We start from the raw sequence: 12,368 nt of genomic DNA, 5'->3' as shown, positions 1-12,368 counted from the left end.
ACCTCCTTGTAATCTAGTTTCATTATAGCAAAAAAAGAAAAAATGTAAACGATTTCTGGCACTGTTTTCCCCTGTAGGCTTGCTTGAAGAATAAGAAACTGCTATAATTTTGAAGAGGTAGGAGTTTATATGAATTATCTTCAGAATTATATTTTAAGTAAAAGCAGTTATTTGCCATCTGATAAGTTATTCATTCTGCAAAAAGAACTAGAAGATTTAGATGATGAGGCTTTAAACGTTCTTATGATGGTTGAGATGCGTCACCCTCTTGTCGCTCTTATTTTGGCTATTTTCTTCGGTGAGTTTGGTGTCGACCGTTTTTATGTCGGGAATAAAGAATTGGGATTTGCCAAGCTGATTGCTTTTGCAGTATCTTTTGTTACGCTATTTATCTTGATTGGGTTCTTGTTATTTTTGGGACTTTATTTGTGGAAGTTTATTGATTGCTTCTTAATCATGCGAGCATGTAAGGAGGCGAACTTTGAGCGTTTGATGCTACAAATCCATCAATATAAGGCTTTTCAGCATAGCAATCAGACATTTTAAGTAAGATATTTTTTTGAATAAGGGGAGGCTTGGTATTGTCTTCCTTTTCTGTTTTTTAGCAGGATGTAAAGTACTTGTAATATGGAACGAGCTTTGTCACAGAAGTGACATTTTATGGAACGGCATTTATGATATAATGATAAAATATGCTAGTTGAGAGGAGAATTTCTATGCAGACAAAGAAAATGAGTATGTTTTTATTTTTTGCCTATCTCCTTTTACTTACTTGGATGATTGTCTTTAAGATGGACTTGAGCATCTTATATGGACGCTATGGTTATGCTAGTATAAACTTAATTCCGTTTGCAGGAACAGCAGTCTATGATGGAGTGCTGGATTTTCCAGAAATTCTATTTAATATTGTAAGTTTTATTCCCTTTGGTATTTATATGGAAATGCTATTTCGCAAGGCATCGTGGGTGGCTAATCTATGTTTGATTATGTTAGTGAGTCTCTGTTTTGAGGTTCTGCAATATTTTCTTTTGCTTGGAGTTGCAGATATAACTGATTTACTGGCTAACGGCTTAGGGGGAGCAATCGGTATTAATGTCATGTATGTCTTGACCAGTATTTGGCGGGAGAAGGCCTATGTTCGTATGAATATTTTTTGTTTTGCGCTAACGTTTTTTGTTATATTAATAACTTATTTAGCTATGTAGGTCTTGCTAAATATATCCAAAGTTTGCTAAAATGAATATAATGAATATTAAGGAAGAGATTATTAAATTATCTCAGGAAATCGGAATTTCGAAGATTGGTTTTACAACGGCTGATGATTTTGCTTATTTGGAGAAATCACTTCGTGCTAGTCAGGAAGAGGGGCGTTCGTCAGGCTTTGAACATAAGAACATTGAAGAACGTATCCGTCCCAAATTATCGTTAGAATCAGCTAAAACCATCATTTCTATCACGGTAGCTTATCCTAGACATTTGCCTGTCAAACCGCAGAAGACCCAATACAAACGTGGAAAGATTACACCTAGCTCTTGGGGCCTAGACTACCATTATATCTTGCAAGATAAGATGGAGCGCTTGGCGAGGGGGATTGAAAAACTGACGGATGGTTTGGAATACAAGGCCATGGTGGACACGGGTGCCTTGGTGGATACTGCTGTTGCCAGACGAGCAGGCATTGGTTTTATCGGTAAGAATGGCCTGGTTATTTCTAAGGAATTTGGTTCCTATATGTTTTTGGGCGAGTTGGTGACCAACCTTGAGATTGAGCCTGATAAGCCAGTGGACTACGACTGTGGCGATTGCAATCGTTGTGTTGCAGCCTGTCCAACATCTTGTTTGTTAGGGGATACGACTATGAACGCCCGCCGTTGTCTGTCTTTTCAGACACAGGATAAGGGGATGATGGACTTGGAGTTTCGTAAGAAAATCAAGACGGTCATCTATGGTTGTGATATTTGCCAGATTTGTTGTCCATACAATAAAGGAATTTCCAGTCCACCTGTTGTAGACATTGATCCAGATTTGGCTGAGCCAGAGCTGATTCCATTTTTGGACTTGTCAAATGGGCAGTTCAAGGAAAAATTTGGCATGATTGCTGGTTCTTGGCGGGGGAAAAACATTCTCCAGCGCAATGCCATCATAGCCTTGGCCAATAGTAATGACCGCTCTGCCATTCCCAAACTCCTAGAAATCATCGATAAGAAGCAAAATCCCGTCCATATGGCGACAGCTATCTGGGCTCTGGGACAGTTGGTCAAACAACCCAATGAGGAGATAGTAGACTTTATTGCGGGAGTTCAATCGGATAATGATGATGTCATAGCAGAGCAAACGGCCTTTCTCAACATGGTCAAGGACTTGCAAATGTGATATAATAAAGATTATGAATAAAAATGAGGTGTATATGGATACAGCAGAAATTCGCCAAAAGATTGAAGAACTTGGCAAAAAATTAACTTCTTTTAGGGGGTCTCTTTGACTTAGAAGGTCTAGAAGAAGAGATTGCCATTCTTGAGAACAAGATGACGGAGCCAGATTTCTGGAATGATAATTTGGCAGCCCAGAAGACGTCTCAGGAGTTGAATGAATTAAAAAATACTTATGGAAATTTCCATCAGATGTTGGATTTATATGATGAATCCGAAATTTTGCTAGATTTTCTAGCAGAAGATGAGTCTGTTCGGGAAGAACTGGTTGAGAAGTTGGCAGAATTGGACAAAGCCATGACTGCCTACGAGATGACCTTGCTCTTGTCGGAACCCTATGATCACAATAACGCTATCTTGGAAATCCATCCAGGTTCGGGTGGTACCGAGGCACAAGACTGGGGAGAAATGCTCCTTCGGATGTATCAGCGTTATGGAAATGCCAAGGGTTTTACAGTTGAAACATTGGATTATCAAGCTGGTGATGAGGCAGGTATTAAGTCCGTAACTCTAAGCTTTACTGGGCCAAACGCCTATGGCTTGCTTAAGTCAGAAATGGGTGTTCATCGTTTGGTGCGCATCTCACCTTTTGACTCAGCTAAGCGTCGTCATACTTCCTTTACATCTGTAGAGGTAATGCCTGAGTTGGACGATACCATTGAAATTGAAATCAGAGATGATGAAGTGAAGATGGATACCTTCCGGTCGGGAGGTGCTGGTGGACAGAACGTCAACAAGGTCTCAACTGGTGTTCGCTTGACGCACATTCCGACAGGGATTGTGACTCAGTCCACAGTTGACCGTACTCAGTATGGAAACCGAGACCGTGCAATGAAACTCTTGCAGGCTAAATTGTATCAATTGGAGCAGGAGAAGAAAGCGGCAGAAGTAGACTCACTCAAGGGAGACAAGAAAGAAATCACTTGGGGAAGTCAGATTCGTTCTTATGTCTTTACACCTTATACAATGGTAAAAGACCACCGTACTGGTTATGAGGTGGCTCAAGTCGATAAGGTTATGGACGGAGACTTGGACGGCTTTATAGATGCTTATTTAAAATGGCGAATTAGCTAAGAACCTGTATTTACAAGTGAGGTGCTTGTATAATAAGAGATCGTTTTTCGCTCACCAAGGAAGTTTTTTGATAGAATACTGACTGTATTTTGAAAAAACGTTCTCAAATCTAAAGAAAGGACTGTCTAAGACAGGAAATCCTATGGGAATAATAGAAATGAAAGACGTTTCCAAGAAATATGGAAACGGAACGACTGCCCTTCGCGGAGTATCAGTCAATGTTGAAGCGGGAGAATTTGCCTACATTGTAGGTCCTTCTGGTGCAGGTAAGTCAACCTTTATCAAACTCTTGTATCGGGAGGAAAAGCTCGATAAGGGGAGTCTAAAGGTTGGTAAGTTTGACCTTGCAAAAATTAAAAAGAGAGATGTTCCTCTTCTGCGTCGTAGTGTAGGAGTGGTTTTCCAAGATTACAAACTCTTACCTAAAAAGACTGTCTTTGAAAATATTGCTTATGCGATGGAAGTTATCGGTGAGAAACCACGGAATATCAAGAAACGTGTAATGGAAGTTTTAGATTTGGTTGGTTTGAAGCACAAGATTCGTTCTTTCCCAAATGAACTTTCAGGTGGTGAGCAACAGCGGATTGCTATTGCCCGTGCCATTGTAAATAATCCTAAAGTATTGATTGCTGATGAACCAACTGGTAACTTGGACCCTGAAAACTCTTGGGAAATCATGAATCTATTGGAGCGAATTAACTTACAGGGGACAACGATTTTGATGGCGACACACAATAGTCAGATTGTAAATACACTTCGTCATCGTGTTATTGCGATTGAAGATGGTCGTGTAGTACGTGATGAAGCGGAAGGAGAATATGGATACGATGAGTAATCGATTTTTTAGACACTTTATTGAGTCATTGAAGAGTTTGAAGCGAAATGGTTGGATGACGATTGCAGCCATTTCATCTGTAGCCATTACCCTTACCTTGGTTGGTCTATTTGCTTCAGTTATTTTGAACACAGCAAAGCTCGCTTCGGATTTGGAACAGAATGTACGCATCAATGTGTATTTGAGAGCGAACTCAACCGATCAAGCTGAGACGATTGTGAACGAAGCAGGAGAGACGGTAGCTAATCCAGATTATCGAAAGGTGTATAATCAGATTACAGCCTTAGAAAATGTACAATCTGTTACTTATTCAAGTAAGGATGAACAGTTGCAGAAATTAACAGCTACCTTGGGAGATACTTGGAACCTATTCCAAGGAGATGCCAATCCACTTTACGATGCTTATATCATTGATACGACTGAACCGCAATATGTAAAAACTGTTGCAGCAGAGATTGCTAAAATTGATGGTGTTACAGAGGTACGCGATGGGGAAGTTGAAACGGAACGTATTTTTAAATTAGCTAATCTAGTTCGTACATGGGGATTGGCAGCAACTGGCTTATTGCTCTTTACTGCTGTTTTCTTGATTTCCAATACTATTCGAATTACCATTATTTCTCGTAGCCGTGAAATTCAGATTATGCGTCTGGTTGGTGCTAAAAACAGTTATATTCGTGGACCATTCCTTTGGGAAGGTGCCTGGGTAGGGTTCCTCGGAGCTATTTTACCTTCTGTTTTAGTCTATTCTCTTTATAAGATGATTTATACTTCGGTAAATGCTAGTCTTGCTAGTCAAGATTTGTCTCTGATTAGTATGGATGTCTTTGTTCCAGGAATGATTGGCGCACTTTTTGTAATTGGTATTATTATTGGTTCCTTGGGATCAGTCATTTCCATGAACCGCTACTTAAAAATTTAATAGACAAGCGACATGTAAAAAGGTCTGCACAATAATGAGGCAGACCTTTTTGTTATGGATGTCTATGGTGAGAAGATTCGTTCATCTCTTGTTTAATAGTACAGTCGCAGGAACAATCTCCGCAGGATCCTTTTCCTTTGATGAGACTGCGAATAGCAAGAGAAAATAAGATGACGATGATGAGAAAGAAGATAAGTGTGGGCATTAATATTCTCCTTTTTCTAATGTTTTTAGCGTGACAATCGGAAGAGTGTTGGCTGGTTTTTTCACTAGGCTGTAGATGGCTGTGATAATTAGAAAGATAGCGATAAATGTCCAGATGGTCGGTAATTGCCCGTAGATAAGTACAAGACCAATCTGATAGATAACCAAACTACTTGCATAGGCTAAACCTGTTTGGAAACCGATAGCAATCCATGTCCACTTGGCTTCTCCCATTTCACGGTGAATGGCACCAATAGCCGCAAAACAAGGGGCACAGAGGAGATTGAAGACTAGGAAGGAGTAGGCTGACAATGCTGAATAGTCTTGTTGTAAAAGCCCCCAGAGTTCGGGATTTTCTTCGGTTGTTTCTCCTAATTTATAGAGGATACCAAAGGTGGCAATGACGGTTTCCTTGGCTAGGAGACCTGTAATGGCTGCAACAGTTGCTCGCCAATTTCCGAAACCAAGTGGGGCAAAGAGGAGAGAAAAACTGCGCCCAATGGAGGCTAAGATACTCTCATCTGTTTCTACCATTTGTAAAGACCAATTATAGGAACTGCTGAACCAAATAATGATGTTGGTCACAAATATAATGGTACCAGCTCGTTTGATAAAACTAAGTGCCTTATCGAATGCATATCGGAGAACCGTACTGAGTTTCGGTAAGTGATAAGATGGTAATTCCATGATAAAGGGGCTTGGGACTCCACCAAGTTGCTTGGTCTTTTTTAGTGCCATTCCGGATAGGACGATGGCAGCCATACCGACAAAATAGGCGCTTGGAGCAATCCAAGGGTTGTCAGGAAAGAAAGCACCGGCTACCAGTGAAATGATAGGAAGTTTGGCAGAACAGGGCATGAAGGTTGCGGTCATAATGGTGATTTTTCGGTCCTGTTCATTTTCAATAGTCCGGCTTGCCATGACTCCAGGAACGCCACAGCCTGTGGAAATCAACATGGGAATAAAGGATTTGCCTGATAGACCAAAACGTCTAAAAATCCTATCCATGACAAAGGCGACTCGGCTCATATAGCCGATGTCTTCCAAGATTCCCAAGCAGACGAAGAGGACGAAAATTTGTGGTACAAAACCTAGAATGGCTCCGCATCCTGCAATAATGCCATCAAGGACCAGAGATTGTAGCCAGCCAGCGATTTCAAATCGATCTAGATTTTCCTGAATAAGGCCTGGAACAAGCTCTCCGAAGAGGACATCATTCACCCAGTCAGTCCTCATTGTACCAACCGTTTGAATAGACAGGAAGTAGGTCAGCCACATGACTGCCGCAAAGATAGGGAGGGCAAGAAAACGATTGGTAACAAGTCGGTCGATGTTATCAGACAGGTTAAAAGTCTTATCGCTGTCTTTTGTGACCAGTTCTGTGATTTTCTCGATAAATTGGTAGCGTTGATTGACGATAATGGCTTCCATATCGTCTGCGTAAATTTTTTCCAAAATGGCAATGATTTCGGTCAAATCAAGCATGTCTTGTGCATTGAGTTGCAATTGGTCTAGAATGACTTGATCTTGTTCGAGTAGCTTAATGGCGTAGAAGCGTTTTTGATGATTTGGGATGGAATCCGATAACAGGTCAATAACTCGGGCGAGACCGGCTTCAAATTGCTTATCATACTGAGGATAGATTGGCTCGGCTTGCTGATTGGTAATTTTTTCTACTTCATGGAGGAGCTGGGATATACCTAGCTTTTTTAGTGCACTGATAGGCTGTACAGGAACTCCCAGTTGATAGGAGAGCTGGTCGCTGTTTATTGAGCGACCTTGACTTTTCAGGGCGTCTGTCATATTGAGGGCGATAACAATAGGAAGGCCCATTTCTAATAACTGCAAGGTCAGATAGAGATTTCGCTCCAAGTTTGTTGCATCAAGGACGTTGAGGATAGCAGCTGGTTGTTTCGCTATCAAATAATCTCTGGCAACCCGTTCTTCTGGTGTGTAGGGAGACAGCGAGTAGATACCTGGTAAATCTTGAATTAGTAAATGCTTTCGCTTTTTGATTGTTCCAGATTTTCTTTCAACGGTGACTCCAGGCCAGTTACCAACACGTTGGTTGGTTCCTGTTAGGAGGTTGAAAAGAGTTGTTTTTCCGCTATTTGGATTTCCTGCAAGGGCGATGTGTTTTGTCATTTCTTCACCTCGCTTGTGATTTGAACACCAATCATTTGCGCTTCGGATTTGCGTAGTGTCAGCTCATATCCTCTCAAGGTAATTTCGATTGGATCGCCCAAGGGAGCGACTTTTTTGAGAAATAGCTGCGTGTTCTTTGTAAGTCCCATATCCATGAGGCGACGACGGAGTGCACCTGTTGCATAGATGTCCATGACCTTAGCTGAGCTACCAATAGGTGCCTCAGATAGATTGATTATTTCCGTAGCTGACTTTTCTATTAAAACCAGAGATTCAATAATTTCTCTGTCTAGGGCTAGACGGCTTGCCTTGACTTGGAAAATTGCATTGGTCTTGGTTTTTGAAATGATGCGAATCTCTTCTCCGACTTTTAAACCCAAGTGCGCTAAGTGTTTACGAATATCATCTTGCGTTAGACAATCTTTGACTAAATAAGATTGTCCAACTTGAAGGTTTTGCAGTTTCATATCGTTTCCTTTGTGATTTTTATAACAATAGTATAGCATAATTCCTTAAAAGTGTCAGATAATTTTTAGGAACGACTTATTTTCTCTTTATTTTGGTAAATTCTCAAAGTAAGTTCTAGTTTCAGACATTCTAGAAGTTAGTCTGAGAAAAGTAAAAGTGTATGGCAAATTGAAAGAACTATATTTATTCTAATTTCTTGACTTATTTATAAAATATCCTACAATATGACTGTCAGGAGTTTAGCTCCATAAAGTTTACATTTAGGACTTGGTCCCATATCGTGATGAGACTGGGCTCAAGTTCAGCGCCACTTCTCAGAGTTCGTGTCAACCTCTCAGCGCAGTGGTTGATTGGCTTTAACAGTCACTACTCTGAATGTTGGAGTTGTGCGGGTGTGGGAGTGAAACAGTCCAGTGGACTATTTTAGCCCGAGCCTACATATGTTTTTGACTAGTCGAATTCTTTCTCATTCCCTTTTCTTTTTAAAAAACAAAAAATCCCAACACTCTCCGTCGTAAAATTTGAGTGTAGGGTGACAAGTATAGTAAAAAACTGCTTTTCAGTAGGTCTCTTTCCTACACCCATTTTAACAAAATAGAAAGGGTAAATCAATGGCATATTTTGAATGCTATAGCAATTAGGTACAAATTCACAAAAAATCAAATCTCAGCCAGGTTACTTGGAAAAAATACGAGTATACAGAAAAGAAAATAAAATTATATTTCGAAAATACGAAACTATGCGAAATAACCAACAGTATGTAGCAACAAGTACTGAATCAGTTTGCCAGTACTCACACACAGGAAACAGTTGAAAAGTTCCATTATCAAGCAAAGGCAACCGTGAAGATGGCGGTACATGAGGCATTATTGAGCGGAATTTCTGCGATTTTACTACCATACGTTCATCAGTAGAGTCCGAACCAAAAGAAGCAAAATTTCTTGAAATCAACGAATATACAAGTCTTATCGAATGTGCCAGACAGAATATTCGATACCACTCCTACGTCATTATCTACCTAATAGCAGGTACAGACATACGCTTTGCTGAAGCATTGGGGCTGACATGGAATGACATCAGCTTTGAAAACAAGATTATAGATGTCAACAAGATATACAACTACAATACCACCTTTGACTTTGCTCCGACTAAGAATACCAGTTCAGTGCGTAAAATACCTATCTATGATCATACTGTCAAGTTGATGAAAGACTATAAAGAAAAGTGCTGGATTGAGAATAAGTCAGAATAGAGTCTTTGCTTCTGATTAAGAAGATTGTCGGTCGAAATGTTCATATACACTCATTGAGACCTACCTACGCATCTTACCTGATTACGCAAGGAGTAGAGCTCATCTCTATCTCTCAATTACTTGGACATGAAAATTTAAACATTAAACTCAAGGTCTATGTCCATCAGCTTGAATCATTAAAAGAGAAGAGCAATGACAAGGTCAGAAAAATCTTCTAAAAATTTGGGGCAAATTGGAGAAGACATAATAAAAACCCTTGTGTATCAAGGGTTTTAACGTTATTCCATGCTAGTTGCCGGGATTGAACCGGCGACCTCATCCTTACCATGGATGCGCTCTACCGACTGAGCTAAACCAGCAGTACTTGACTAGTATATCATATCTCAAAAAAATGTCAATGGATTTTTTTAAAATAAAAAGAAAAAGAGAGTGCTAACTTTTCAAAGTAAATTCCCAAAGTAAGTTCTAGTCTGTCTTAAAAACTGGAAACTAGAATAAGACAAAGAAATAAGGTAGAACTTACTATGGGACAAGTCAGTATCTGACAATTTATGCCAAACGCAAGGTGGATGTCGAACCCGTATTTGGTAGGATGAAGGGTGTTTTTGGCGTGCGTAGAGTCCATGTCAGAGGATAAAAGGTGGTTGAAACAGAGATAGGCTTCCTCCTAATGAGTATGAATTTAACGAAATTGGCTAAAAAATTAGCCCAAGATAGTAACAATAAAAAGAAAAACACAGATAGTTCGGCTGGATTTCATCAAAATCAGCTCAATCTATCTGTGTTTTCATTTACTGGCTAGTTTTTGCCAGCCTCTTATATTTTTTACCTAATAGTAGGAGACATGCCTGTCTCATAGTTAATTTCCGCTAAAGGTGATACATTTTCTAGTGTAACGGTAGTAATACCGTAATTGTCTACTACTTCTTTTTCGCCGCCTAATCTAATCTGTAACGCCTGCCCTTCTGAGTCAATACCGACATACTGCAAAATCACTTGACGAGGGACTAGTTCATCGTCTTGATATACCGGAGTTACTTTATAATCTAACCAATAGTTTGGGTGCAAAGCTAACCAGCTATCCAGTCTATTCTCGTAATAAAGCATTCCTTCTGGATTACTATCATTAGCTCCCGATAGGGCTCCTGTGTTAAGGTAGGCTGTCATGGTCACCAGGTTTCTAGCCTCGTTATTCAAACCGCTAAACTGATAACCAACTAAATGCCCCCTATTCATTAACCAAGTTTTTTTCCCGTTATATGGTACTTTGTAATTAAACCAACCAACAGGATTGTATGTCAAAGTTTCTCGTGTCAGCGTAGGTTCGTCTTGGTCTCTGAGCTGGATATGTGCATAGGTAGGTCGGTTGAGACTATCTAGCTCTCCAAGCGAAAGTTGTCTATTTTGCCCATCAAATGGCAATGTACCAGGGATATTACTAACATCCGTGCGAAGTTCGATATGTGAAGTACTCGGGAATTTCTTAATCCTCTTCCCGGTACTAGCTTGGCTAGGGATAGCGGAGAAAGCGGTTACAAAAATTAACAAAGCAATTGCTAATTTTTTCCAAATGCAACGATATTGTGTAGACATATTAATATCTCCTTTGTTTTATTTTTCGATTTAATTGTATCACTAAAATAAAATCAATCAACTATAGTAATAAAAAGTCATGATAAAAAAATAATTCTCAATTTTTTTAATTTTTTTGCGAATTAAAACAGACGAAGAAGTTAGACAGCAGAGAAGCTGCAGGGGGTGATGAGGAAATTGGAGTCGTTGTCCCCAATTCGCTCCAAAAGTAAAAAAGAATGTATTAATGAGTTGTAAAAATAAATTTAAAATGCGATTAAATCGGCTATTTTACATTTCTACCAATACAAGTATTTTTAAAATATCCCAGAAACCAGCATAAATAAGGAACGGCCTATTCACAATGTCATTAAGTTAGCTAACCTATCACGTTTTGTGGTAGGTTAGTTTTTTATGTTACACTAGAAATAAAAGGGGAAAAATCATGCTAGACCAGATTAAAGCTCATTTACTTGATAGTATTAACGACATCGTTTCCATCGCAAACCAGTTTGTGCTTCATCCTGAAAAAGATTTTAGTCGGAAAAGTCAGCTAACTATGGAAACCATGATTCAAGCTATACTGACCATGGGTGGTAATACCTTAGCCAAAGAGCTACTTGATTTAGATTTGCCAGTCACTCAATCTGCCTTTGTCCAACGACGATATCGGATCAAACATCAAGCTTTTAAAACCCTGTTTGCCAATATTACTTCTAAAATTCCAACTTCTAAAGATCTCCTTATCCTAGCTGTTGATGGTAGTGATGTGGTTCTACCAAGAAATCGTTCTGATAAAACGACCTCGTTCCAAACTGGACCACACCACACTCCTTACAATCTCATTCATATCAATGCTCTCTACAATCTTGAACAAGAGATTTACCATGACCTACGAATTCAGGATAATCGGGAGGTTGATGAGCGTGCAGCTTTCATCGACATGATGGAGAGTTGTCCCTTTTGAACAAGCTCTGGTGATAATGGATAGGGGGTATGAATCCTACGATGTCATGGCGCATTGCCAGGAGAAAAATTGGTCGTATATTATTCGTATTCGCGATGGAAATAATTCTATGAAAAAGAGTTTTCATCTCCCTGATACTCCTTGTTTTGATGAAAAATTTGACCTAAACATCTGCCGGAAACAGACCAATGAGATGAAACAACAGTATCAAAATTTACCTAATCACTATCGCTGTTTACCTAATCACTCACCCTTTGACTTTCTACCAAGCTCTAGCCGAAAAAATGATCCACTCCAGTTTTACGAACTTTATTTTCGAATGGTGCGTCTAGAAATCAAGCCGGGAGTCTTTGAAACTTTGGTGACAAACACCGATTATTCTCCAGAAAAATTAAAAGATCTCTATGCCTACAGATGGGGCATAGAGACCAGTTTTCGTGACCTAAAATATAGTATAGGTCTGACTCATTTTCACGCGAAAAAGAAGGAAGGGATTCTCC

11 protein-coding genes, 1 tRNA gene and 2 pseudogenes are annotated in these 12,368 nt (G+C 39.6%); 10 read left to right on the top strand and 4 right to left on the bottom strand.

The window, feature by feature from the left end; translation table 11 throughout:
* The first annotated feature begins 129 nt into the window (after nt 1-129).
* From ODU37_RS05665 to ftsX, 6 genes are all read left to right on the top strand, one after another.
* A complete protein-coding gene (locus ODU37_RS05665; RefSeq protein ID WP_024411787.1) occupies nt 130-546 on the top strand; it encodes a TM2 domain-containing protein in 417 nt (138 codons plus the stop codon).
* A 170-nt stretch (nt 547-716) separates the two neighbouring features.
* On the top strand, nt 717-1,205 hold the full coding sequence (locus tag ODU37_RS05660) for a VanZ family protein (RefSeq protein ID WP_105153567.1): 489 nt from the start codon (nt 717-719) through the stop codon (nt 1,203-1,205).
* A gap of 40 nt (nt 1,206-1,245) precedes the next feature.
* Nucleotides 1,246-2,373, top strand: a complete 1,128-nt coding sequence (gene queG / locus ODU37_RS05655; RefSeq protein WP_249562187.1) for a tRNA epoxyqueuosine(34) reductase QueG — start codon at nt 1,246-1,248, stop codon at nt 2,371-2,373.
* A 34-nt stretch (nt 2,374-2,407) separates the two neighbouring features.
* A protein-coding gene (gene prfB / locus ODU37_RS05650) for a peptide chain release factor 2 (RefSeq protein ID WP_105095241.1) occupies nt 2,408-3,503 on the top strand; the annotation gives its coding sequence in 2 pieces (ribosomal slippage) (nt 2,408-2,479 and nt 2,481-3,503; 1,095 coding nt in all).
* 142 nt (nt 3,504-3,645) lie between these two features.
* On the top strand, nt 3,646-4,338 hold the full coding sequence (gene ftsE, locus ODU37_RS05645) for a cell division ATP-binding protein FtsE (protein WP_002936190.1): 693 nt from the start codon (nt 3,646-3,648) through the stop codon (nt 4,336-4,338).
* The gene (gene ftsX, locus ODU37_RS05640) at nt 4,331-5,260 is read left to right on the top strand and encodes a permease-like cell division protein FtsX (RefSeq protein WP_172013802.1); all 930 of its coding nucleotides are present in this window, start codon (nt 4,331-4,333) and stop codon (nt 5,258-5,260) included. The genes ftsE and ftsX overlap by 8 nt, the downstream gene beginning before the upstream one ends.
* A gap of 204 nt (nt 5,261-5,464) precedes the next feature.
* On the opposite strand, the gene feoB is transcribed toward ftsX, so the two are convergent.
* Both feoB and ODU37_RS05630 read right to left on the bottom strand, forming a co-directional pair.
* Entirely contained in the window at nt 5,465-7,609 is a 2,145-nt protein-coding gene (gene feoB / locus ODU37_RS05635; protein WP_249562186.1) for a ferrous iron transport protein B, read from the bottom strand.
* Nucleotides 7,606-8,076, bottom strand: coding sequence for a ferrous iron transport protein A (locus ODU37_RS05630; protein WP_014637631.1), 471 nt, complete (start codon nt 8,074-8,076; stop codon nt 7,606-7,608). The genes feoB and ODU37_RS05630 overlap by 4 nt, the downstream gene beginning before the upstream one ends.
* 866 nt (nt 8,077-8,942) lie before the next feature.
* Here ODU37_RS05630 and ODU37_RS05625 point away from each other — a divergent pair.
* Both ODU37_RS05625 and ODU37_RS05620 read left to right on the top strand, forming a co-directional pair.
* On the top strand, nt 8,943-9,329 hold the full coding sequence (locus ODU37_RS05625) for a tyrosine-type recombinase/integrase (RefSeq protein ID WP_079739267.1): 387 nt from the start codon (nt 8,943-8,945) through the stop codon (nt 9,327-9,329).
* A 5-nt stretch (nt 9,330-9,334) separates the two neighbouring features.
* Nucleotides 9,335-9,547 (top strand): tyrosine-type recombinase/integrase, encoded by a 213-nt coding sequence (locus tag ODU37_RS05620; RefSeq protein WP_161496818.1) that lies wholly within the window; start codon nt 9,335-9,337, stop codon nt 9,545-9,547.
* Nucleotides 9,548-9,615: 68 nt separating this feature from the next.
* Here the strand turns inward: ODU37_RS05620 and ODU37_RS05615 are convergent.
* Nucleotides 9,616-9,688, bottom strand: a tRNA-Thr gene (locus ODU37_RS05615).
* Between the two features lie 188 nt (nt 9,689-9,876).
* On the opposite strand from ODU37_RS05615, the pseudogene ODU37_RS05610 reads away from it, so the two are divergent.
* Nucleotides 9,877-10,039, top strand: a pseudogene (locus ODU37_RS05610) (transposase); the annotation flags it as partial.
* Between the two features lie 115 nt (nt 10,040-10,154).
* Here the strand turns inward: ODU37_RS05610 and ODU37_RS05605 are convergent.
* Nucleotides 10,155-10,922 (bottom strand): DNA/RNA non-specific endonuclease, encoded by a 768-nt coding sequence (locus ODU37_RS05605; protein WP_044670946.1) that lies wholly within the window; start codon nt 10,920-10,922, stop codon nt 10,155-10,157.
* Between the two features lie 424 nt (nt 10,923-11,346).
* On the opposite strand from ODU37_RS05605, the pseudogene ODU37_RS05600 reads away from it, so the two are divergent.
* A pseudogene (locus ODU37_RS05600) lies at nt 11,347-12,368 on the top strand (IS4 family transposase); the annotation flags it as partial.

Source organism: Streptococcus sp. 2021WUSS109 (assembly GCF_044427305.1).
GTDB classification, from domain to species: Bacteria; Bacillota; Bacilli; order Lactobacillales; family Streptococcaceae; genus Streptococcus; species Streptococcus suis.
Note: the sequence above shows the minus strand (reverse complement) of the source record. Positions and strands in the feature narration are given on the sequence as shown.

Excerpts from the sequence above, each read along its gene's own strand:
- ODU37_RS05665 (WP_024411787.1), top strand. The coding sequence starts at position 130 with ATGAATTATCTTCAGAATTATATTTTAAGTAAAAGCAGTTATTTGCCA.
- ODU37_RS05660 (WP_105153567.1), top strand. The coding sequence starts at position 717 with ATGCAGACAAAGAAAATGAGTATGTTTTTATTTTTTGCCTATCTCCTT.
- queG (WP_249562187.1), top strand. The coding sequence starts at position 1,246 with ATGAATATTAAGGAAGAGATTATTAAATTATCTCAGGAAATCGGAATT.
- ftsE (WP_002936190.1), top strand. The coding sequence starts at position 3,646 with ATGGGAATAATAGAAATGAAAGACGTTTCCAAGAAATATGGAAACGGA.
- ftsX (WP_172013802.1), top strand. The coding sequence starts at position 4,331 with ATGAGTAATCGATTTTTTAGACACTTTATTGAGTCATTGAAGAGTTTG.
- feoB (WP_249562186.1), bottom strand. The coding sequence starts at position 7,609 with ATGACAAAACACATCGCCCTTGCAGGAAATCCAAATAGCGGAAAAACA.
- ODU37_RS05630 (WP_014637631.1), bottom strand. The coding sequence starts at position 8,076 with ATGAAACTGCAAAACCTTCAAGTTGGACAATCTTATTTAGTCAAAGAT.
- ODU37_RS05605 (WP_044670946.1), bottom strand. The coding sequence starts at position 10,922 with ATGTCTACACAATATCGTTGCATTTGGAAAAAATTAGCAATTGCTTTG.